The organism is Stieleria varia (assembly GCF_038443385.1).
GTDB classification, from domain to species: domain Bacteria; phylum Planctomycetota; class Planctomycetia; order Pirellulales; family Pirellulaceae; genus Stieleria; species Stieleria varia.
Genome location: NZ_CP151726.1, coordinates 3,019,604 through 3,043,883 on the forward strand (window position 1 = coordinate 3,019,604; position 24,280 = coordinate 3,043,883).

General features: G+C 57.1%; 10 protein-coding genes. 6 read left to right on the forward strand and 4 right to left on the reverse strand.

Annotation, left to right across the window (positions count from 1 at the left end; genetic code table 11):
• Positions 1–40 precede the first annotated feature (40 nt).
• Complete coding sequence (locus Pla52nx_RS10035; protein ID WP_231741914.1) at positions 41–1,228, reverse strand: S1 family peptidase; 1,188 nt, start codon at positions 1,226–1,228, stop codon at positions 41–43.
• Between the two features lie 627 nt (positions 1,229–1,855).
• On the opposite strand from Pla52nx_RS10035, the gene Pla52nx_RS10040 reads away from it, so the two are divergent.
• The gene (locus tag Pla52nx_RS10040; RefSeq protein ID WP_342190379.1) at positions 1,856–3,289 is read left to right on the forward strand and encodes an IS4 family transposase; all 1,434 of its coding nucleotides are present in this window, start codon (positions 1,856–1,858) and stop codon (positions 3,287–3,289) included.
• A gap of 153 nt (positions 3,290–3,442) precedes the next feature.
• On the opposite strand, the gene Pla52nx_RS10045 is transcribed toward Pla52nx_RS10040, so the two are convergent.
• The gene (locus Pla52nx_RS10045; RefSeq protein ID WP_146521564.1) at positions 3,443–4,030 is read right to left on the reverse strand and encodes a peroxiredoxin; all 588 of its coding nucleotides are present in this window, start codon (positions 4,028–4,030) and stop codon (positions 3,443–3,445) included.
• 422 nt (positions 4,031–4,452) lie between these two features.
• Here Pla52nx_RS10045 and Pla52nx_RS10050 point away from each other — a divergent pair, with 422 nt between their 5' ends.
• From Pla52nx_RS10050 to Pla52nx_RS10060, 3 genes are all read left to right on the forward strand, one after another.
• A complete protein-coding gene (locus Pla52nx_RS10050) occupies positions 4,453–6,336 on the forward strand; it encodes a chloride channel protein (RefSeq protein WP_146521565.1) in 1,884 nt (627 codons plus the stop codon).
• Between the two features lie 1,205 nt (positions 6,337–7,541).
• Positions 7,542–9,941 carry a DEAD/DEAH box helicase gene (locus Pla52nx_RS10055; protein ID WP_231742164.1) on the forward strand — a complete coding sequence of 800 codons (2,400 nt, stop codon included), beginning with the start codon at positions 7,542–7,544 and terminating at the stop codon, positions 9,939–9,941.
• Between the two features lie 265 nt (positions 9,942–10,206).
• Entirely contained in the window at positions 10,207–10,986 is a 780-nt protein-coding gene (locus Pla52nx_RS10060; protein WP_146521566.1) for an NRDE family protein, read from the forward strand.
• A 645-nt stretch (positions 10,987–11,631) separates the two neighbouring features.
• Here Pla52nx_RS10060 and Pla52nx_RS10065 read toward each other — a convergent pair.
• Positions 11,632–13,128: a hypothetical protein gene (locus Pla52nx_RS10065; protein ID WP_146521567.1), complete on the reverse strand. Its 1,497-nt coding sequence runs from the start codon at positions 13,126–13,128 to the stop codon at positions 11,632–11,634.
• Positions 13,129–13,404: 276 nt separating this feature from the next.
• Between Pla52nx_RS10065 and Pla52nx_RS10070 the strand changes: the two genes are divergently transcribed.
• Positions 13,405–17,940 (forward strand): DUF4347 domain-containing protein, encoded by a 4,536-nt coding sequence (locus tag Pla52nx_RS10070; protein WP_146521568.1) that lies wholly within the window; start codon positions 13,405–13,407, stop codon positions 17,938–17,940.
• 495 nt (positions 17,941–18,435) lie between these two features.
• Positions 18,436–22,293 carry an efflux RND transporter permease subunit gene (locus Pla52nx_RS10075; protein ID WP_146521569.1) on the forward strand — a complete coding sequence of 1,286 codons (3,858 nt, stop codon included), beginning with the start codon at positions 18,436–18,438 and terminating at the stop codon, positions 22,291–22,293.
• Between the two features lie 563 nt (positions 22,294–22,856).
• On the opposite strand, the gene Pla52nx_RS10080 is transcribed toward Pla52nx_RS10075, so the two are convergent.
• Positions 22,857–24,212, reverse strand: a complete 1,356-nt coding sequence (locus tag Pla52nx_RS10080) for a hypothetical protein (protein ID WP_146521570.1) — start codon at positions 24,210–24,212, stop codon at positions 22,857–22,859.
• Between the last annotated feature and the right edge of the window lie 68 nt (positions 24,213–24,280).

Below are 24,280 nucleotides of genomic sequence, written 5' to 3' on the forward strand. Positions count from 1 at the left end.
CGCAACATGACCAAGTCAGCAGTCTCCATCGGGGGCCCGATCACTCGGCGAGCCAAGAAGCCAGGGTTTCTTCGGCTGATTTTTCTGTTGTTTTTGGCGTCAGCTCCTTGTTCATCGCTGCGGCGAGTCGGCCGACGTAGTCCACGGTGCTCTCCAAGGCTTCGTCACTGGCTGTGGCATCCAATTTGGCGACGAAAAACACGATGTAGCCTTCGGTTTCGTTCTTTTCGATCGCCCAAGCCCCCAGCTTGGTCGCCGAACTCTGACGCATCAGACGCATCATCAGGTCGGCATCCGGGGCGGTTTGGGACGTCAAGACGGTGGACCAGACGCGGCGAATGTCGGCTCGCTCGTGATATTCGGTATCCTTGGCGACAAAGACGGCCTGCGTATTGGTGCCGATTTTGCGGTCGATTTGGTAGTGCCCGCTGGTGTGTTTGGTGTACGGCATGCCGGTTTCGTCCAACAGCACCTTGCTGGGCAGCGGAGCACTTTTCCAGGGGCTTGCGATGATGTTTCGGATCTCGGTGACGTCCACACAGTAGCTGACCAGGGGGCTCGATGGCGAAAACGATTGAGCGATGGCGATGAGCTTTCCGTCGGCGTCCACGATCGGGCCGCCGCTGTCGCCCGGTTTGATCAAGGTCTGGGTTTCGACGGCCAAGAACTCGTGTTCACCATGGTTGGACTTGAATTTTTTGTCGTAAACCGATCGCACCGTCCCGTCGGTGTAGACCCACAAGATGTCACCATCGCCAGGGTTTCCGATCAAATCAATGTCGGCACCGGGAGTCGTGCTGGCATCAGCCAAGTCCATGGGGACCGCGTCACCGGGGACATTGGGTAATTGAATCAACGCCAAATCGCGTTTGCGATCCACGGCGACGACGTTGCCTTGGATGCCCAATTTCAGAATGTTGGACAGATAGTGTTTACGCTTGACTTGCGGTTTACCGTCTTTGACGTCTGCGAAGAACACGACGGCTTTGCGGCTTTCGCCGACCACGTGCGCGTTGGTGACGATCAGCTTTTTTTCGGCGTCGATGTAGACACCTGTGCCGGTGGAAGTCTGATTTTCCGCGTCGCTGGTGATGATCCAGGCGGTGCTTCGCAGGATCGTTTGGTAATCCCCTGCTGACGCGATGCCCGCGAAGGACGAGGATGCGGCAAGCAGACAGACGGCATACAACTGGCGGCGAATCAACTCGCCGGGTTTGAAATGGAACACGGCAGATACCTCAACGTGAATGGCTTGGTTGACACCCTGTTCGTCAAACGACAGGTGGACTGTCAGACCAAGCGAGCACGTTGAGGCGATGTTACACGACTTTTTTGAAAGCAAGCCGGAATAGATTGGTTGGCGACCACATAGACGCGTCTCTCGGGACGCGAATACTTTCGAGCCTCGGGGGACGTGCGGATAATAAGTGTCGCGAAATCCACGTAGCAATCATCGCTTCGCGTGATATTGGTAACGAGATTGGACACTCATTCTCCAAACCGACCACGAAGTGGTTAAACAACATAGCCTGGGATCGCGGCGAAGCCAGCGCACCCCGGGTTAGCTCCGATAGCTGCGGAGCAGCGACAGCATACAGCATGGGGTGCCAACCCCATGTTTCTGCAAGCGAGTCCGCCCAGAAGCTGCGGAGCAGCGACAGCATAGAACGTTTGGTGTAGCCTACAGCACGCTACAGCACGCGGTGGTCCGGATGCAATCTGTCGCCGCTCCGCGGCTTGTTGGCGGCGTCGGGCGGTGTTCACCTGGGGCTCGCGCCCTCTTTATCCTACACATCTTTTTTTCTACCCTTTGGTCGGTTGGAGTCGACAAAACACTTCCCCAGGGATCGGGACAATGGCAAGCTGGATAAAAGATGAGCTTCGGACTTTGGATTTAGGTGATAAGCGGCGGGAGCGACGTGTCGCCCTGATTCTTGAGCAACAGTCCGAGATTGCCGAATCTACGCCCAGTGCGTGTAAGGACAACGCGAAACTTGAGGCAACCTACCGTTTGGTAAACAATCGAAATATCCCTGTGGACGGCATTCTCAAAGCCCACAATGATGCTTCAATCGCTCGCACCGCCGAGCAACCGGTCGTCATCCTATCCCAGGATACCACCGTCTGTGATCTCACCAAACCACAGCGGCAAGTCCGCGGTGCCGGGCCGTTGGAGAGTCGGGACAAATTCGGTTTTTTTCTGCACCCACTCTATGCGATCACCGAGGATGGACTTGTTCTGGGCACGGTCGATCAGTGCATTTGGACGCGTGATGACATCAAGACGGATCTGAACAACACAGAAAAAGTCAACCTGCGACGCCAGCAAGCCTTTGAAGAAAAAGAAAGCTACCGTTGGCTGGAGATGTTTCAAAGTGGCGAGCAAATCGCACTGGCTCATCCCCAGACGCACTACATTGGCGTCTCGGACAGCGAGTCTGATATTTATGAATTGCTAGCGCAAACCGATGATCTGGCGGCCAACTATGACTACGTCATTCGTGGTTGCCAAGATCGCACAGTGCTCGATCAAGGTGAAACCAGGACGATCTCCGAAGTGATGCAGGAGACGGAGTTTCAGTTTCAGCGTGAAATCGATTTAAGCGAGCGAAAGTCATTAATTATCGGAGAAACGCGTGCTCGTCGGATGAGTCGCAGTGCCCGGGTAGCATCGATTTCGATTCGTGCCCGGCAGGTCACTTTACGCGGCCCGGCACGCCCTGGTGGTCGTGCTCCCGACGTGACGATCAATGTTGTCGAGGCCGTCGAAACGGACGCACCCGAAGGCGAAGAGCCGATCCGCTGGTTACTTTTTACATCGCTCCCCATTTCGACGATCTCGGAAATCGAACGAGTCATTGGTTCTTATTGTCGCCGCTGGGACATCGAACTGTATTTCAAGACGCTCAAGAGCGGCATGAAGATTGAGAAGCTGAAGTACGAGCAGATCGATACATACGTGCGTGCGGTGACGCTTTTGATGATCACTGGGTTTCGAGTCGAGCAACTCAAGACCGCCAATCGAGTTTGTCCGCAAGTCAGTTGCGAGCGTTTCTACGATGCCAGTTTTTGGAAGGCGACGTACCTCGTGGTCTTTGCCGGACGTGAGGTTCCCGAAACACCTCCCACGATCGGCGAATGGATGCTGGTGGTCGCCAAGCTTGGCGGCTATCTGGACAAGAAAGGCCAAGGCCCGCCCGGCTCCACAACGATCTGGCGAGGAATGCAGAAAATCGAGTCGTACCACGAAGCTTTCCTCGCCTACAAAAGGCTCATCGGAGATGTGTAGGATAAAGAGGGCTCGCGCCCCAGGCTGTATGCTGTCGTCGCATCCGCGACTGAGGGGTTAGCTTTTCACGTTCCGAGAGGCTCGGCTACGTGAAACCCGCTTAGAACGCGAGTTCAACCCGGCATCAACACTAGACCATGCGTTGGATTCGATTCACTTCAAATCCTTGATGACTTCGGCGATCTTTTCGGGGTCTTGTTTCGCGTTCACCTTCTCGTCTTTGTACGCGATCTTGCCGTCCAGGCCGATCACGAACGTCCAGCGTTTGGCGGTGACGTTGCGGGTCAGCGATTCATTTTTGCCCAAGATCAACTTCTCGACCGTTTTGGCACCGAGGCTCACTGGGACGCCGAACGCGTTGGCGACTTTACCTTCCGTGTCGGCCAACAGGGCGAAGTTCAGATCGTGTGCTTTTTTGAACAGTTTGTGGTTTTCCACGGTGTCGCCACTGACGCCGACGACCATGACGTCTTTCGCAGCCAGCTCGTCCATGCGATCTCGGTACGCACACGCTTGCGCCGTGCAGCCGCCGGTCATGTCGGCGGGATAGAAGTACAGCACGATGATCTTTTTGCCGACATGATCTGTCGACTTCCAAGTTTCACCCGAATCATCCTTCGCCTCAAACTTCGGCGCCTCATCACCGACCGACAGCGAGACCGCATCATCGGCCGAGATCGCGGGAGCAGACAGAACCAGAGCCAGCAACGAGAAAAGAGTCAACGCAATTGAGTAACGCATGGGTGCGGTCCAAGGAGGGGAAAGGGATGCAGAGGCAGGGAAGGCCAACCTGATCATGATATCTCCGATCCGAGAGTCAAAAAGATGGAAGACAGAAATAGTCAACAGCCCGCTAGGCGCGGATGATTCACGCGACTCACTATCGTCTTCGCAATACGTTTGCACAAAACAGCTTACGCGGATTGGCACGAAAGCAGGCTGCGCCTATCAGCCGGCACGCGATAGCGTCCGGTTCTCACGCCTGTCATCGGGAACCGGACGCTATCGCGTGCCGGCTGATGAATCACCCGCGCCTAGCGGCTTGTGAGCACAGCTCTTTCGCTTCTTGTGATGCAGGTTAAGCTGAGCGGCCCTGTGATCAGCAGTCCACCACAGCTCTTGCTCTGCTGCCGCTTCGTTGCCGGACCTACACTGCCTGGATAATGTCTGACCGTTCTCTCGCCGATACCCGTGTCCATCGCTGGATGAAGCGTTTTGAGCTTCATTCACTGGGCAAGTGGATTTTTTTGGCATCGCTGATCGGACTCGTCGCCGGATTGGCGGCGATCGCGTTTGATGTGCTTGGTCAGTTCGTGCTGCGATTCACGCTTGGCCAATTCGCAGGTTATTCGCCCAGCGAAGCCATCGGGGAACACTCCCGCTTCGGCCACGCCGAAGTTGCGTTCTCGCCTTGGATGGTGATTGCCGTGATGACACTCGGCGGCCTGGTCTCGGGGATCATCGTCTACACGTTGGCACCGGAAACCGCCGGCGCGGGGACCGACGCCGCGATCGATGCGTTCCACAACAAACGTGGCAAGATCCGAGGACGCGTTCCATTGATCAAGACGATCGCCTCGGCCATCACACTGGGAACGGGCGGTTCGGGCGGCCGCGAAGGACCGATTGCTTTGATCGGTGCCGGGTTCGGGTCATGGATGGCCAGCAAGTTGAAACTCAGTGACCGTGAGCGACGCATCATGTTGGCCGCCGGCATGGGCGCCGGGATCGGCGCGATCTTTCGCGCGCCGCTGGCCGGTGCCGTCTTCGCGGGCGAAATCTTGTACAGCGACGCTGACTTGGAAGCCGACGTGATCGTCCCGGCCGCTTCGGCATCCGTCATCGCCTACAGCGTCTACGTGCAATCGTTGCCAGTGGAAACTCGTTTCGTCCCGTTGTTCGGTGCAGGACTCGATCACACGTTCGTCTCACCGCTGCAGCTCCCCGCCTACGCTTTGCTGGCGGTTCTGTTGTTCGTGATGGGGGCCATTTACGTCAGAACGCTGTCGGGGACGCAATCGCTGTTCAATCGTCTGCCCGTCATTGAGCACCTGCGTCCCGCGATCGGTGCAGCGTTGGCTGGAGTGATCGGCATCGGTCTGTACTATGCCCTGGGGCAACAACAGGTCCTGCTGAGCGTGCTGGGAACCGGCTACCGTTCCTTGCAAGTCGCGGTGACCAGCGCCCAGACCATTGGCATCTCGTTCTTGATCGCGATCGCATTGGCGAAAATCGTGACGACTTCGCTGACCATCGGCTCAGGGGGGTCGGGCGGTGTGTTCGGCCCATCGATGGTGATCGGCGGATGCACCGGCGCCGCAGTCGGATTGTTGCTGCAGTCGGTTTGGCCGGATTTGTTCACGGAGCCGGAAGCGTTTGCGGTGGTCGGGATGGCGGGATTCTTTTCCGGGATCGCCAGAGCGCCCATCTCGACGATCATCATGGTGCGTGCCTTGACGGGGGATTACGGACTGCTGTTGCCCACGATGTTGGTTTCGACCTTGACGTTCGTGCTCAGTCAGCACTTTCGGCTTTATCAACGCCAGCCCAGAACGCGAATGGAGTCGATGGCGCACCGCGGCGATTTCATCGTCGATGTCCTGGAAGGCTTGCAGGTCGGGGATTTGTACCAGCGGAATCGCGAGATCGTGTTGATCCCCGAAGGCATGACGCTCGACGGCATCGTCCATCGGTTGGCTTACACACATCAGCACTATTTCCCCGTCATCGATGCTGATCAAAAGATGGTGGGGATCTTTAGCGACGATGACGTGAGGGCGTATTTGTACAACGACACGATCTGGAGTCTCGCCGTTGCTCGCGACATCATGCTGGACAATTTTCTCTCGCTCGCCCCGGACGATGACCTGAACACGGCGCTAAAACGATTCACCTCACACAACTTGGACGAGCTGCCGGTATTGGACCCCGACCGCCCAGGCGTATTTCTAGGGATGTTACGCCGCAAAGAAACCATCGCCGCGTACAACCAACGCTTGATGGAACTTAAACGCACGCACTCGGACGAACCGGAAACCGGCTCTTGAAGTCGTGTCGTATCATCAAGGTGCAGAATCGAGAATGATCCCTCATCACGCGAACCAACATAAAACGCCCTGAGCCGCGACGCGTCAGCGGCCGGGTAAACCAAGTCGCTACTAACACTTGCGTCGTAGTAACAGACACCCATGCAATATCCGGGCTAGCCCAGCGATTTTGAGGGAGTTTGGATCGCGCGAAGGAAGTTCCGGGAGGGAACCTTCGCTTGGGATGGCAAGAATGTGTTGTCGAACCCTCCTGCTTGCCATTCACTTTTGTTGCTGCGCCCAGGGCATCGAGCGATCATTGATTTCCGCCGGGCTCGTCCCGGCGGGAGCACAACTGGTTGCTACTGTGTGCGACTCCATTCCCTTCCTTTGCCCGCGAATCGCCGCAGGCGATTCGCGGGCAAAGGAAGGAAGAGTGTGAATGCGTATTTGAGTAGCTGCCAGTTGACGCACCGACCGGGGCAAGCCCGACGGAAGCGAGGAAACTTGTTTCGGATTGAAACTTGAGCCAGCCGAGCCCATTGCATTGCCAAGATGTTGAGATCAAGTCCATCGGAAGCAAGGCACCTGAATCAAACGGCATCATCCATCGACACGGATTGACGACCAATTTGCGCCCCAATCCGGCTGGTTTTCGGCCTAGAGAATTAACGGCTGTGGCAGGTGCGGATCGTTGATGCCCGGCAGCCTTCGAACAACGTCATTACTTCTCACGAAAGGTGGCAGCCCCGTTTCAGCGGCCAATTGTGAGAAGGCTTTTTTGCAGGCCCCAGCGTGCAACGGGGGAGACTCCGTCCATGGTGAAAACACCGGTTTACAGGAAATGCTTGACACACAATCACTTACGCGAAATAGCGTCGCCCTATGCATGACGCTCCACCGTGCAGCCGATTAGGTTGGAGTAGGTCAGGCTAGAAAGCCTGACGTACATGTGGAGCCGATGATGGTGGAGTATGTCAGGCTGGAAAGCCTGACGTACTGGGGGGATTACGGGGGGAATTCGCGTCGCAAATTTGCTTCAGGGGCTTTCTTTGCATTCCGGGCATTTTGGGGCCTGACCGATCCACGGGTGCTGAGTTAGTCTCTAGGTTGACGAGAGGGAGTGTTCTCTGCTGCGGCAGGCTCCCCGGCGACCTTACTTCCGAGATTTCTAACGAATGGGGAGCGTGTCGCCCTCATAGAAATCACCTACGGAAAGTATCTCAGTGTCTGACCAAAACCAGGCCGATGGTGCGACTCAAGTCGAGTCCGCCACCGGCAGCGATCACCTATTGTCTGTTGACTCCGCTTCGATTGAGTCCGCTCTTGCATCGTTGATGACCAGCGAACTCATCATGACTGACAGCGTCTCAACCGACAGTGTTGACTCACCCGTCGAGTCGACCGAGCCGGAAGCTACCCAGCCGGCCGAACCTGAATCGGCAGCCGCCCCCGTGCTCGACACCACTGCCATTCTGTGCACGGATCCTGTGGCTACGAGTCCTGCCGAAGTCGTACCGGCAGAAGAAGCGAGTCTTATTGCGCCACCCGCAGAGGATTCCCCACAAGCAGATGCTGCGCAGCCTGCTGACGATGAGCAACCGCCGGTCGAGTCCAAAAAGAAACGCAAGAAACGGCTTGCCGCTGAAGCAGCCGAAGCAGAACTGGCCGTCAAACTTGCTGCCCTAGCAGGTGGAGCAACCGACGCATCGGACTCCAGCGACGCAAACAGCGACAAGAACACGGCAACCGGTTTCGCTGCGTTGAAGTTGTGTGACCGAGTTCACCAAGCGGTCGAACAGTCCGGTTATGACACACCGACGGACATTCAATCCGAAGTCATCCCGCACATCATGGCCGGACGCGACGTGTTGGCTCAGTCGCAGACCGGGACCGGAAAGACGGCCGCCTTTGCGTTGCCCCTCCTGTCCCGTTTGTCATTGACCAAACGTGCCCCGCAAGTCTTGGTGCTGGCACCGACGCGTGAGTTGGCGATGCAGGTCGCCGATTCGTTCGCGACGTATTCCGAGCACATGTCGGGTGTTCGCGTGGCAGCCGTTTACGGCGGACAAGATTACGAGATCCAGTTTCGTCAGCTCAAACGCGGCGTCCACGTCGTCGTCGGCACCCCCGGACGCGTCATCGATCACATCAAACGCGGCACGCTGGATTTGAGCGAGCTGGATTGTTTGGTGTTGGACGAAGCGGATGAGATGTTGAACATGGGTTTCTTGGAGGACGTGCAATTCGTTCTCGATCAAACGCCCGAAAGACGCCAAGTCGCTTTGTTCTCGGCCACGTTGCCGGCACCGATTCGCGCCATCGCCGATCGCTATTTGAACGATCCGGCCAAGGTCACCGTCAAGACCAAGACCGTCAGCGCCGAGTCGATCCGACAACGAGCCGTGTTCGTCGCGCCTCGTGACAAACTGGACGTGTTGACTCGATTCCTGGAAGCCGAAAAGACGGACGGCGTGATCGTGTTTACCAAGACCAAGGACTCGACCGTCCAAGTCGCGGAGCAACTGTGTCGTCAAGGCATCTCGGCGGTCGCGCTCAACGGCGACATGCCGCAAAAGGTTCGCGAGCGAACGATCGAGCAACTCAAGGACGGACGGTTGGACGTGTTGGTGGCCACCGATGTCGCCGCCCGCGGCTTGGACGTGCGACGCATCAGCCACGTGTTCAATTATGACTTGCCGCACGACAGTGAGTCCTACATTCACCGCATCGGACGAACCGGACGCGCGGGACGAACCGGCGAAGCGATCATTTTCTTGACCAATGCACAACGCAACAAAGTGCGTTTGATCGAACGGGCCACCAAAGGAACTTTGGAAGTCGTCCAGGCACCCTCGTCAGAGCAGATCAACGCGCTCCGCGTGGAGCAGTTCAAACAACAGATTACCGCGGTTTCGGCCGAGCAAGATTTGACGATGTTCAAACAACTGCTCGTCGACTACTCCATCGAGACGGGCAAGTCGATGGAGATGATTGCCGCAGCGTTGGCACAGATTTCTTTACAAGGTCGCGACTTCTTGATGAAGGAACGACCCAAACGCGCGAAGACGCACGAAGCGCCCGGCCGCGAGGATCGTGCCTTTGATGGACGAAGTGACGACGATCGGGGGCCTCGACGCCCTCGTTATGAAATCCGGCCGGTCGAAGAAGGCATGTTGCGGTACCGCATCGAAGTCGGCCGTCGTGACGGTGTCAAACCGGGCAACATCGTCGGAGCCGTGGCCAACGAAGGCGGTATCGACAGCGAGTTCATCGGCCCGATCACGATCAATGACGGATACAGCACAATCGATCTGCCCCAAGGAATGCCCACGACGATCTTTGAAACCCTGCAAAAGACTCGCGTTTGTGGCAAAGTCATGCGGATCAGCGTCGCCAAAGATGAACCAAGTGACCAGGACGGAGGCTACAAAGGCTCGCGACCGAGTGGCGGATACGCCAAACGGGGCGGACCCAACGTCAGATCTGGAAAACCGGGCGGAAAACCCGGCGGGAAGTTCAAAGGCGGCTTCAAAGGCGGTTTCGCCAGTGGCAAATCGGCCGGCAAGTCCGGCGGCAAACCCTTCAAAGGCAAGAAAAACAGCAAACGCTCGGGAAGCCGCTGAGCTCCTGCCGTGTGCTGAAACGATCGGCGTTGGGGCAACCTGACGCCGGTAAACCTTGCCCAAAGGGAGGCCTCACAGGCCGCTGGAGGGCTTTTGAGTCAGATTTTCCCTGCAAATCCCCCGGCAGGGGGTGCAGTGAGACACGCAGCGTGGATAAATTGTCACCGTCGAAAGGGGTCGGTTGCAGTGGGTTCACCACGACAGCCGTCAAGACCACTTACGGCACCCTTACTCCACGCCGATCTTTGAAACAGAAAGCTACTAGATGTGCTTATTGGCCGTTCAGTACAAGTTGGTCCCGGAAAGTCCTATTCTTGTGGCCGCGAACCGCGAAGAGTATTTCGATCGCCCGAGTTTGCCGCCGTCCATTCAATCCGGAAAGCCACGTGTGCTGTGCGGGATTGATCAAAAGGCCGGCGGCAGTTGGTTGGGCGTCAATCAAAACGGTTTGTTCGTCGGCGTCTGCAACCGAGCAACGCCGACACCTCTGTTCGGACAACGCTCCCGCGGCTTGCTAGCCTTGGACTTGTTGCGATGCACCACTTCGGCGCGAGCGTTGGACAAAGCGCTCGACGAGCTGGCCAACACGCGTTACGACGGCTGCAACCTGATCATCGCTGATGGTCAAACCGGCTACGCCATTCACTCCGGTCAAACGCAAGACGTTGTCGAGTTGCGTCCAGGGTTGAACATCGTAGGTGCGCATAACTTGAACGACCCTGATGATCCACGCGTTCAGATGGCACATCGCCTGTTGACGCTGCAGACGTTGGACTCACCGGTCAAGTTTCTGGCGGTGGCGAGTCGTGTGTTTGCCCGTGCTCCGGTTGGCCCTGGTCGGCCCAGCATGGTGATTCGCAACAAGGATTACGGAACCGTCAGCAGTTCGCTGATCGCACTGGGAGTCAAACCCCGCGACGCGATCTATCAGTTCAGTAACGGAGCGCCGGATCGTTCAAAATACGAAGACTGCTCCCCGATGTTGCGAGACATCCTGAGCCGCGGACTTCGTGAGGCACGAACCAAAGCGAAAGCCAGCGTCTGAAAGACGCCCACGTAGCCGCGTCTCTCTGAGACGTGCGGTAAACAATTGTCGCTCGACTTTCCAAGTCGATAGCGTTCTCCGCTGTACGTTGTCGACTCGGGGGACGTGCGGAAAATAAGTGTCGCGAAATCCACGTAGCAATCATCGCTTCGCGTGATTTTGGCAACGGGAGAGGGCACTTATTCTCTAAACCGACCACGATGTGGCTAAACAACATAGCCTGGGGTCGCGGCGAAGCCAGCGCACCCCGGATTAGCTCCGATAGCTGCGGAGCAGCGACAGCATAAAACGTTTGGTGTAGACCACAGCACGCGGTGGGCCGGATGCAATCTGTCGCCGCTCCGCGGCTTGTTGGCGGCGTCGGGCGGTGTTCACCTGGGGCTCGCGCCCCAGGCTGTATGCTGTCGTCGCATCCGCGACTGAGGGGATTGCTGGGAACGTAAAGAATGATCCGGCGATGATCGCTGCGCTCTAACGCCGGCTACCGTCTGTGACCGCTTCACGGTCATATGCAGCAACAAAACTTTTCATGTTCCCCGAGACGTGATCGCGTGCGTTCTTTTGCGATCAACCAACGTCGATCGCGTTGACATGCTTGTGCTGCGATCGGAGAGGGAATTCTGGCGAATCCCATGACGGGGATGGCTACTTACCGATTGCTTGTTGGAGGGCATTTCCTGCTGCTTCCAGAGCGTTCTTGATGTCTTGGACGCCTTTGTCCAATTCGGCAGACTCGAGCGTCATCATTTCTACGGTCAGTTGCAGCGGCTGATCGTCGGTGATCTCGTAGCTCATCTCGCGGTCACCTCGGGCATCCGAAATCGGCATCAGATACTCATCGTGATACACAAGAAGCGACTCGCGTTTATTCAGCGGGATCCCCTTCAGAATCGCCACGCCTTTCTCATCCGTTTTGGTCTCGAAGCGTGACTCGCGACGTCGCATTCTCAATCTCGGTTCTGACTCGGAATCAATCTGTTGTTGAATCAGTTCGATGGCGTCCCATTTCCGTCCCAGAATCGTAGATCCGCTCAAGTGCATGCTTTGATTGGGCCACGTCGAGACAGGAGCATTGGGCAGAGGCTTTCCCTCTGGATCCAAGACGGTGACTTGCAACGTACCGGCGGGTTCCATGGGCACTGTAATGTCCTCCAGGTCGTCACGTTCGTCGATCGTGAGATACATGCCTTGTCTAAAGTGGGGATTGGGATCGATCACATCGACGTTCTTGACGACGTGGGTGTCGCAAACGGCAATCAACTGAATCAAACCTGTTCGTGGAAGTGAAGGAAACTCAAAGCTGCCGTCGTCGTTGACGTTCGTCCATGTTTCCCAGCAGAGCGAAGGGTTCTCGTCCGCGTAAACTCGCCCGTCGGGACGCGGGAGGCAATAGACGCTGATCGTTCCGTTGGTTACCGGGCGTGGCACCGAATCATCCAGTTTTCCCGCCAGTCGTAGACCGGGCGTCAAACGCAAGTTGCGGATATTGACCGCTTGTTGGTCACGCAATCGAATGGGCAGGACGCCACTGAAAAGGTGTTTGCCGGACTCACCGGGACTGACGAGCATGGTTTGCCAACTGCCATCGGGAATCGCTCGCGAACGACGCGTGCCGTTTTCGTCGATGGACCACGTCGCGTTGCGACCGGGGCCGGCCATGGTGACACCGAACTCAACGGGCGTGCCATTGCTGTCGGTAGCGCTGAACGAGAGCTGGCAACCAGCTTTCATCGTCGCTTCTGCTGTACCGCCACGTGGGTCCTCGTCCAGTCGTTCAGAGATGTACTCGGGATGGCTCAACAGGGCAGAGACTTCACAGGTCGTGTTCCACTCGGGCGACCGACCGAATTTGACGGGGTACATGATCGTTACTTTGCCCTCGGCATCGGTCTTGGGCGCACCTGGAGGTCCGACGTTGTAGGTCGGCCAACCGTAGTGGCTGCCACGGTCTTCCAAGCAACGGCACGCGTACGGCCGAACCACGACGCCCGCGATCGGTTTTCCTTCTTCGTCTTTCACCGATACGACCAGCGGAGCGGTTTCGGTGGGCTCGATGATACGATCTTCGTCCTCCACATCTTCCGCCAGAGAGAAGGAAACCGAGCAAGCCAGCAGGAATGCGATGGTCAGCAATCGTCTCATGAAGGGAACTCTCTGGTGAAGAGGAGTGGTTGGATGGTCGTGAAAATCACGTAAGCACATCCCTGCGGCGTTCTGCCGAGCAATAGGAACGGCTCCATCATAACGATCTGCTGGGGCGAAATCATCGAACCAAAGGCCTCGGATCCCACGGCGATACAATCGACCCATTCGCCACACAGTACCCAGGCTGTGCATTGCACCCAAAGTGGATGGTGACTAACATCCGACACTAAATACCCCGTGTTTCTGGACAAAAGACTGGAAAATCTGCATCCCATGAATCGCCCCTTGCATAGCTCGCCAGCCAACGCCCACCGCAACCGTAGCCGACTGCACCGCCACAAAGGTGGGACCTGGAATCTGAGCACTCTGGAGAAACGCGTGATGCTGGCCGGTGATTGCGTCGCGGCGCCCGTCGGCGCGCAACCTGTCGCCGCGCTGGAGTCCGCTGCGGACATCAGTGCGGCCAGCGGCACCGATGCGATTGTGTCTCATTCGTCCGCGAACCTTGTCTTTGTGGATGCCCGGGTCGACGACATCGATCAGTTGGTCGGCGGGCTTGCGGGGGACCACGAGCTGATCCTTTTGGATTCCAGCCGACCAGGCCTGGAACAGATCAGCCAGTTATTAGAACGCCGCACGAATGTATCGAGCCTTCACATCTTGGGGCACGGTGAAACGGGGCGATTGCGATTGGGCAATCAAACGGTTGATCTGCAAACTTTGAATCGTTTCCAATCGACCTTGCGTGGCTGGTCAGGATCGTTGACCGCTGACGCGGACATCTTGGTTTACGGTTGCGATACTGGTGCAGACGCGGAAGGTTTGAAGTTCATCGAGCGGCTTGCCGAGTTGACGGGCGCGGACGTCGCGGCATCAACCGACAAAACCGGTGACAGTGAACTGGGTGGCGACTGGGACTTGGAACGCCAAGTCGGTGTGATCAACGCCGGATTGGCTTGGACCGAGACTGCACGAGCCAGCTATCGATCCGTGTTGCCAATCACCATCAATGCGTCGGGCAGCACGGGTGCTGAGCAAATGTTGTTGCAAATCGATGAGGTCACGGTGGCGACGTATGACAACGTCGGTGTTGACCTGCAGCAATACACGTACGCGGCCGACGGCATCAATGCGGATCAAGTGCGAGTGGTGTTCACAAACGATTTGTATGACCCCGACAACGGCATCGACCGCAACTTGCGTGTGGACAGTATCACGATCGATGGTGTGACCTATGAAACCGAGTCCTCCGAAGTATTCTCGACGGGGACATGGTTGCCCGCTGACGGCATCGTGCCTGGATTCCGCGAGTCTGAGACGTTGCATTCCGACGGCTACTTTCAGTACGCCGGTACGGCAATACCACCGGGCGATCCCAGTGGTTTGGTCATCAATGAGATCCACTACAACCCGGGACCCGACGGAGTGGTCGATGGGGACGCGGAGTTCATCGAGTTGTACAACTCAGGGGACGAGGCGGTTGACCTGGGTGGCATGTCGTTCAGCGGATTTGACTTGACGTTTGCACCTGGAACGATCATCGAGGCCGGTCAGTACGCGATCGTTTCTCCGTCGATTGCTTTGGCGGAGTCCACGTGGGGTGTGACGCCCATCGCGGAATTCGCCGGTGGGGGAATCTCCGGCAGCGGCGAATTGATCCAACTGATTGCTGCTGATGGCGTGACAGTGATCGACGAAGTCGACTACTTGGACGAAACGCCGTGGAGTGCTCTGCCGGACGGAAACGGTCCTTCGCTGGAACTACGCGACTGGGCATTGGACAATTCGTTGGCAGAAAACTGGGGTCCGTCCGACGGGCAGCCGACTCCTGGCGTAGTGAACTCGATTTATGGGCAGGCGGCTCCCGATCCGATCACGGATATCGGTGTGGTTTCCGGCGAAGTGCTGCCGAACGAAGCGTTCACGATCAGCGCGAACATCGAGGGAGCCACAACCGCCAATTTGATTTACCTCGTCGGGTTTGGTGAAGAGCAAACAGTGGCGATGACCAATACCGATGGCAGCACATGGCAGGCTACGCTGCCTGGTGCAGATGCAGGCCAGTTGATTCGCTACCGCATCGAGTCTGATGTGGCGATTGCACCGTTCAACGACACGATCAATTATTTTGGCTTGGTCGTCACCCCGTCGGACATCATCGGCAATGAATTGCCCGTGTTCCAGTTCTTTGTCGATGAAGCTCAATTCACAGAACTGACGACGACGGAATTGGCTCTGACCAATACAACGATCCCAGCGGTCGTGTACTACAACGGAGAAGTGATCGACAATGCGACCGTGCGAGTTCGCGGCGGTGATTTTGCACGAACGAACTTTGACAAAAAGAGCTTGAAGTTCGAGCTGCCCAAGGGCTACGCGATCGACATCGGTAGCGAGGGCAGCTATCCGATCGACGAGTTTGCGATCAATGCTGATTTTGGTGATTGGTCGGTCGTCGCACCGGACATCAGTTGGGACATTTTCAACGCGGAGTCCGACACGTTTGCCAGTTCGTTCTTTGTGCGGGCTGAGATCAACGGCGACTTCCACGGCGTGTTCCGTTTCCAAGAGCTGTATGACGGAGCGTGGCGAGATGCCAACGGAGTCATCGGGGACGACGAACTGTACAAAGCCGATGGCGGTGGTTTTGGTGAGTTCACGAACTTTGACAAAAAGTCACCCGACGACGGCGACTACACTTCGATCAATGCATTGAACGCGGTGTTGAACGCGCCATCCTCTGCGGCCAAGACGGCTTATTTGTATGACAACGTGGACATTGCCAACGTCGTCAATCACATGGCGCTCAGCGTGTTGATGCGTCATGACGATCAGGAAGTGCAGAATTTCTACATGGTCCGAGACGCGGAAACCTCCGTGTGGTCGATCGTCCAGTGGGACTTGGATCGACTATGGATCGAAGCGGGAGATGAAACCGAAGGCGCGTTCACCACGCCCGAGCCGATCGAGCATGAGCTGTTCAGCTCCATTTGGGAGGTGCCCGAGTTTCAAGACATGTATTGGCGTCGCATGCAGACTCTGACCGACACCTATTTGAGCGAAGAAAATCGTGCGGCGATGGTTGCCCGATTCGATGAGTTGGTCGAACAGATCGGGCCCACCAATTCGTCATTGGAATTCGCACGGTGGAACCGAAACGACATCTATTCCAATCCGTTTTGGCGAAACGAATACGCCGACGCGTTGGACACGCGGTTCGATGCCTTTGCCGGTGAGACCCGGTTGCCGGGAACAGCAAGCGGTCAATACGACATCGTTATCAATGAATTGCACTACAACCCGCTGGATGGTGACGCGGAGTTCATCGAACTGTACAACGCATCGGCAACGGAATCGGTCGACTTGTCCGGCTGGACGATTGATGGCGTGAATTTGACGATCGGTTATGGCACCGTCATCCTGCCGCAGCAACGTATCGTCTTCACCGACGACTTGGCACGTTTCCGCGCCCAGGCGCCCGGGGATATCTTCATCGCCGGCCAGTATTCCGGCGGGCTCGCCGGTGGCGGCGAATTGATCACACTGCTGGACGCCAGCGGAACCGTGATCGATCAAGTCGATTACCAGGACTCGGACCCTTGGCCTAGCGAGCCGGATGGCAATGGCTACACGTTGGCATTGATCGATCCGTCGCTGGACAACGCTTTGGCAAGCAGTTGGGTTGCAAGCAGCCAGATCAACGGCACGCCGGGGAAAGCCAACGACTCGCAAACGGAGTTGTCGACATTAAAGATCTTTGCCGCTGGTTCGACGGGCGCGGAAGCGTTCACCGTGGAGGTTGCCGGTGAGCAAGTCGCGATCTTTGATTTGGCGTCGTTTGGCGGCAAAGCGGGAGATCTTTCGGCGCGGAATTTCATTGAATTGACGTGGCTCTCCGAGACGACAATCGATCCTGCTGATGTCCGCATCAACTTCATCAATGACGTCTATGATCCCGACAACGGAATCGATGCCAACTTGGCGATCGATCGCATTGAGATCGATGGTGTCGCGTATGAAACAGAAGCGCCGGACGTTTTCTCCACCGGGACCTACTTGAGTGAGGATGGAATCGTTCCTGGGTTCCGCGAGAGCGAGATCTTGCACATCAACGGTTATTTCCAATATGCCAGTGAGTCCCCGAATTCGACTCCCGTCGCAGTTGACGATGTCTACACGACTTTGGCTGGCAACCTGGTGTCGGGCAACCTGCTGGGCAACGATTCCGATGCCGACGGTGACACGCTGATTTTGTTGAGCCATACTGACCCTGGGGGTGGTTCGCTAAGCGTCGATGCCAATGGCAACTTTGTTTACACACCAACGCAAGGATTTAGCGGTTCCGATTCGTTCGGTTACGTCGTCGCTGATCCCAGTGGTGCGACTGCGACCGGCAACGTCTCGATCACCGTTGAGCCCGTGGTGCTCTTTGCCGACGGCAATGTGATTCAACTGCTGAATTTCCAATACGACGCGTACCTTGCGGGTTCCGGAAGCCGTGCGGTGACGTCGACCGCCAACAATACTGCGGCGCAATGGCAGCTGGTGGACGCAGGCAACGACAGCTACTTGCTCCGCAACCTTGCCAGCGGTCGGTACTTGGATGGAGATTTCGGGGACGTTGACACCAGCTCGAGTTCGGGATCCATCGGAACGCAGTGGAGGTTCATTGAGAATGGCGAGGGTTACCACTATCTCTACAATGTGTTTTATCGGGACTACGTCGATGCCAACGGCAGCAACACAGTGGTCGATTGGGATCCTGGAACACTGGATCCGGACGATCTGTGGCTGGTGACGCTTGTCTGATGCGGCGAATTCCGAAGTGAGCCGCGATGATTGTCTGTCTCGTGTTCTCCTGAAAAGGACGGAAAAAAGGACACTCCTCGCTGATCGCCACCACAGGCACCACTGGTTCCCAGGCTCCTGCCTGGGAACCCAATGTTTAGCAGGCTCCTGCCTGCCGATCAGCTGACAATTTGCAGGCCACGCTGATTTTCGCGAGCCAGAGCCTCCATGGCAGTGCGTTCCCAGGCGTGAGCCTGGGAACGAGCGTTCTGCGGGTTGGCGATCAGCGAGAAATGTCGAAAAAAGGCCAGTGACAAGGCTGGCCAGAATGCAAACATTCCCCGATCGTTACAGCCGGATCATGGTTGGGGGGATCCGATGAGAATGCAAGCTTTTGCGTTCAGCAGTCAAGTAGACCGGGCACCGTGTTATCGGTAACTTACACGCTGGCTTTTCAGCGCGCGACGCGACGATTCGCGACTCATCCGGCCCGAACACCTTGAAACTGTGCAGAACATGGTCAAACCCCTACTAGAGCGCCGCACGCCGGTAGGTGGTACGTACGCGTTACTGATACTCATCGCGTTCTTTTTCCTGTTGCCGTCGGCGTTTCGATCCGCCCGACTGAGCTTGAACAATCGAGAAAACGACGTCAAAGATTGGTTGCCGGACGATTTCCCCGAGACGGCGGAATTGGAGTGGTTTGCCAACGATTTTGCCGGCGAAAGCTTCGTCCTGGCAACTTGGGAAGGCTGTACGATCGAGGACCAGCGTCTTCGGTTGTTAGAAAAGAAGCTGTTGCACGAGTGCGACACCTACGACCCGGGTGAAGAAATGTCGCCTGAGCAGGCGGCTTATTATCGCAAAGCCAAGGAGATCGGTCGTGATCTGAGGCTGCTGCCCGCCGGTCGGCAACACGACAATTGGGGCGGCGAGCAAGAAAAGTGGTTGGCCACCCCCGAAGGCCAATGGTACTACATCAAGCCGGACGGGCGGTTGTACCGTTGGGAGGCTCACGAGAACGGGGTTTCCTCCGCAGTTCGGACGATCAACCGGGTGCGTGGCAAGTTTGAGTTGACGGGCAAGTTCGTGGCCGCGTTTGGGGACCAAACCGATTCGACGAAGACCAATCCGTTTTACAACGACACGTCGTTGGTGTGCGCACCATTGTTCCATACGGTCGAGACCGGCGTCTCGGTGGCAAAGAAACTGTCCGAGGAAGGTGGCCCGTTGTGGCCGCGTGACTTGACCGACAGTTCACGTCGTTCGGTCGTCGCCGAGCGTCTGGCGATGCAGCGACTCAGCGGTGCGTTATTCGCGCCCGCGGTACTGCACGGATTTCAGTGGACGGTTGCCAGTTTCCGCGATGCGATCGCCCCGGAAAAACGAGCTGAATTGCCAGAGGAGTTTGACGTCTTGGTTCAGCGTCAGTTGAACAAACTGATTGATGAGGATTTTGGCGGTGACGTCAAAGCACTCGCGTCCGCTCCGTCGGCGGTGCGAGACGATGCGTTTTACAGCGTGTTTGATGCCGCTGGCGTAGACGCACCGCCGCGTCAAACTTGCCTGTTGATCACGATGACCGACTTGGCCAAAGACAACTTGGCCTACGCGTTGGGACGCGGTGTGTTGGGTGGGCCTCGTGGTCGGTTGTTGCAACTCGCTGCGGATTCGGGCGTCCAGCCCCCCATGCCGCCGTCGATGGCACCGCCACCATTCAATCGCGCCGACGTGGAATCAGCGTCAGGACTGGTTCCGCTGAGAATGGGTGGACCGCCGGTGGACAACATCGCGATCGACGAAGAAGGCTCGATCACTTTGGTGCGATTGGTCGGATACAGCGTACTGGTCGGAATCTTTTTGTCCTACGTCTGCTTTCGCAGTGTCAAAATCACCATCATGGTGTTTGTCGTCGGAGGCTCCGCAGCGATGCTCAGCATGGCGTTTGTCGGCTGGACCAACGGCCGGGTCGACGCCATTTTGATGAGCATGCCGTCGTTGGTCTATGTGCTTGGGCTATCCGGTGCCATTCATGTGATCAACTATTATCGCGACGAAGTGCGTGAGGGTGGTCACTCGGGCGCCGCGGGCCGCGCGTTGAAGCACGCGGCGGTCCCTTGCAGTCTTGCTGCACTGACGACCGCCATCGGCTTGGTTTCTTTGTACACGAGTAACCTTGCGCCGATCAGCAACTTTGGACTCTACGCCGCCATCGGAGTGATCGCGACCCTCGCGGTTCTGTTTTCGTATTTGCCTGCCGCGTTGCAGGTCTTTATCACGGACACGCATCGCTCGAACGAAAAGCCAGTGGCAGAGGAAACGCCTGCCAAAGCTGAGGAGCCGGCGGAGTCCTGGCTGTCCGATCAATGGGCAGCGGTGGGGCGTTGGATCACGGGGCACCATGCCCTGGTCACGACGACTTGTTTGCTGGTCCTGGTGATCGGCAGCATTGGTTTGACCAAGATCAAGACTTCCGTTCAGTTGCTGAAACTGTTTGATCAGGATGCCCGCATCATTCGCGACTATGCCTGGCTGGAGGACAATTTCGGCAAGCTGGTGCCGATGGAGTTGGTGCTTCGCGTGCCGCCGTCGATGCAAGCCATTGAGCGAGTCGATGAGCCAACCGATGACGGTTCCGGCGATGGAATTGTTGAGAGTGCCAATGAGTCGCTTGCCGACGTTGACCCGGTCGACGCGACTCGTCGATTGGGAGTACTGGAGCGAGTGGAAGCAGTGGCTCGCATCAATCGCGTGGTCCGCAATACGTTGGGCGAACCCGGCTTGGGAATCGTCGGTCAAGCGATGAGTGCCGATACGTTCTTGCCGCCACTGCCCGAACCGGACAACGGCTATTGGAACACGCGGTCGTTGTATCGCAAGAGCCTGATTTCCGGACGTGCGGACTTGCTGCAGAGCGATTACCTCCGCATCGAAGACTCTGGGCCGTATGAGGGCAGCGAACTGTGGCGAATCAGTTTGCGTGTCGACGCGTTGTCAGACGTTGATTACGGACACTTCATCAACACCCTGCGAACCTCTGTCGAACCCGTTTTGCGAGCTTACGACGCGAGGCAGGAAATTTTGCGTCAGTTATGCACTTCACCCACGGGCGAGCCCGCAGCGATGAGTGGCAAGCAAAAAGTGTTGATCGTGGGCCGCTCCAAACCAGCACCTTCCTCCGAGACATCCATGTTGCTCTCAACATTCGATGGCCAGGATGGCAGCGGCGCGATGGCGGACGACACGGGGCAATCACAGATCGATACCGAAGCGATCTATTACTCGACTCTGAATGAGTTGTTGCAGGGCGAGAAGATTGCACGTCCGACTTGGGTGGACCCCAACTCGTCGGACACGCCGATTAAGATCGATGACCCGAAATGGCAGAACCTGATTGCCAGTCGCGACGCGGTCATTTGGGTCGGTGACGACGAGAAAGTAAAAGCGAGCTTGAGCGGTGCCAAACGGCTGATCGATGCTCAGGCGATCTTGAACAAGGACGTCCATCCGAGTTTGGTCGGTGATCGGATTCCCGATGTGGTCGGATCGGGCGGACCCGATAGCACGGGCTTGCAAGCGGTTTACACGGGCGTTGTGCCGGTGGTTTACAAAGCTCAGCGTACTTTGCTGGCCAGTTTGGTCGAGTCCATCGGGTTGGCCTTTGTGTTGATCGCGTTGGTGATGGTGATGTTGCTCAATCCAGGCCGGTCATTTCTGTCGGGGCTCGCTCCGTCCAACTTCGGCAACGGTTTGATGGCCGGATTGATCTCAATGATCCCGAACGTCTTTCCTGTGCTGTTGATTTTTGGACTCATGGGTCATTGGGGCCGACTGGTGGACATCGGAACCATGATGACGGCGTCGGTTGCCATGGGTGTGGCAGTCGATGACACGATCCACTTTCTCAGTTGGTTCCGATCCTATCTCGACAAGGGATATTCACGCATCGAGGCGGTGGTGCAAACCTATCGGCGTGTGGGTCCCGCGATGACTCAGACGACCTTGGTGGGTGGGCTTGGCCTTTTCGTCTTTGCCTTGTCGACGTTCACGCCCACACAGCGTTTCGGTACCTTGATGCTGGTGATGCTTGCGGCCGCGTTGGTGGGTGACTTGGTCCTCTTGCCTGCGTTGTTGGCCGGACCGATCGGACGATTCTTCAAACCGCGTGTGGGCACCAAGCCGCCAACAGAGACCAGCCCCACTGACTCGAGTGTTCCGCAGCCTGGCGAGATGGCCCGAGAGGATGTCGAACCGGCGGTGCCGGAAAAAGACGGAGAGTATGAAGCGTCTCCCGAAGAAGAGTCACTGCCCCATCTGAGAGTACATTTTCCGCACTCGGGCAGCGACAGCAAGCGACCGCTCAAAGGCCGCTGAAACACGTCGCTCAAAAACACGTAGGCGAGTCTCTCCGAGACTCACAGCTTTCGCGTCTCAGAGAACGTGAAAAGTATTGTTGCTGCATATGACCGTGAAGCGGTCACAGACGGCAGCCGGCTTCACGTTCCCCGCAATCCCCTCAGTCGCGGATGCGACGACAGCATACAGCCTGGGGCGCGAGCCCCAGGTGAACATCGCCCGACGCCGCCAACAAGCCGCGGAGCGGCGACAGATTGCATCCGGCCCACCGCGTGCTGTGGGCTACACCAAACGTTTTATGCTGTCGCTGCTCCGCAGCTTCTGGACGCACTCGCTTGCAGAAACATGGGGTTGGCACCCCATGCTGTATGCTGTCGCTGCTCCGCAGCTATCGGAGCTAACCCGGGGTGCGCTGGCTTCGCCGCGACCCCAGGCTATGTTGTTTAACCACTTCGTGGTCGGTTTGGAGAATAAGTATCCTCTCCCGTTGCCAAAATCACGCGAAGCGATGATTGCTATGTGGATTTCGCGACACTTATTTTCCGCACGTTCCGAGAGACGCGGCTACGTGTTTCTCACCCTTAGTATCGCAGTTCGACACCGAAGGACAGGCCGTAGATAAAGATGTCGTCGTCGATACGTACTTGACGTCCCATTGATGGACGGATGGTGGAGTCGACTTGGCTGACCGCGGTAGAGACACCGGACAAGTAGATGAACTCGCTGCCGGCTCGCACCGTGAGCATTTCGCCGAGTTGGTAACGGACGCCCGAACCGACTTCGAATACACCCGCGATCTCATCGTCGCTTTGCGAGTTGTTCAAGATGAAGGCCCCATCGTTTTGGAGGTTGACATCCGTGTCGACGAAGTTGGCGTAGACGCCGGCTCGACCACGGAAATCGGTGGACATGTGGCGGCCGATCGGAGTCATGACATCCAATCCGACTTGCACCCCATACATTTGATTGTGGGCTCCGCTGGACAGGACGCCGGTTTCGGCCATGTTATTTTGGCTGAGGTAGAAGTAGTCTTCGTCGAAGTCGATGTAGCGGCCACCGATCAGCAGTTTAGCGGCGTCCCAACCGATCCAAGTCTTGTTGGCTTCCACGCTCCAGTATTCGCTGGTGTGCCGTTGCTGTTGGATTCCAGCGGTAAAGAAGTTGTCGAGATCCACTGCGGCAACAGGCAGGCCGGGAACAAAGGCAGCATTGAAGGGTGAGTTCACGGTGTCGCGGACGACCGCTTCACGTTCCCACTCCAGAGGTCCGGTCCAAACCAACTCGTAGCCGTGAACACAATCGGGAACGCTGCCGATGGTGATGCGGGGAGCCCATTCGTAGTCGAATTTGCCCATGCCAAAGTTCTGCGCCAGTGTGAATCCGCCGTCGCCGCGACGTTTCATGTACAACGCCTCTGCTGAGACGTAGTAGTAAGCAGGGCAGGGAACGCCGCAAGCATCTCCATAGCTGCCATGGCTGCCGTAGCCACTGTATCCACCGTGGCCACCACAGGCACCGCCGCAGTTGCCGGTCCCACAGCTTTGGCAACTGACTTGCTGGATACCGAATGAGTCGTCGGAGAGCGTTCCGACGGCTTGGCTGATCGCACCAGGGCCGAGTCGAGTGGGGCCAAAGGCCTGACTGACGCTGCTGCCGACGGTTCCTCCGGAGCCTTTGTTGAGGTCGGCTGCCGTTCGGACGTCGGATGCCCCGATGACCTGAACGTTGGAATTGGCAAAGCCGTTGACGTTGCCCATCGGCGAGCCTTGAGGGGCAGACAGTGCCGACCCTTGAGGTTGCGTGGACAGGTAGTTCAACAAGCCGGATTGAGCGTGCGCCTGGTCACTGCAAGCCGTGGCCAGCAGTGCGACCGCTGCCATCGCAAATGCGCGACTGGCATTTCGGCACACGTTGAATCGGATCTGACGGATCTTCATTTCGAACCTCGTGACACGATGCGGACTGATCCGCTGTTGAATGAACCTGTTGGATGGTTGATGACAAC

Bases quoted from the DNA above. Each gene is read 5' to 3' on its own strand.
- Pla52nx_RS10040 (WP_342190379.1), top strand. From the start codon at position 1,856: ATGGCAAGCTGGATAAAAGATGAGCTTCGGACTTTGGATTTAGGTGAT.
- Pla52nx_RS10045 (WP_146521564.1), bottom strand. From the start codon at position 4,030: ATGCGTTACTCAATTGCGTTGACTCTTTTCTCGTTGCTGGCTCTGGTT.
- Pla52nx_RS10050 (WP_146521565.1), top strand. From the start codon at position 4,453: ATGTCTGACCGTTCTCTCGCCGATACCCGTGTCCATCGCTGGATGAAG.
- Pla52nx_RS10060 (WP_146521566.1), top strand. From the start codon at position 10,207: ATGTGCTTATTGGCCGTTCAGTACAAGTTGGTCCCGGAAAGTCCTATT.
- Pla52nx_RS10065 (WP_146521567.1), bottom strand. From the start codon at position 13,128: ATGAGACGATTGCTGACCATCGCATTCCTGCTGGCTTGCTCGGTTTCC.
- Pla52nx_RS10070 (WP_146521568.1), top strand. From the start codon at position 13,405: ATGAATCGCCCCTTGCATAGCTCGCCAGCCAACGCCCACCGCAACCGT.
- Pla52nx_RS10075 (WP_146521569.1), top strand. From the start codon at position 18,436: ATGGTCAAACCCCTACTAGAGCGCCGCACGCCGGTAGGTGGTACGTAC.
- Pla52nx_RS10080 (WP_146521570.1), bottom strand. From the start codon at position 24,212: ATGAAGATCCGTCAGATCCGATTCAACGTGTGCCGAAATGCCAGTCGC.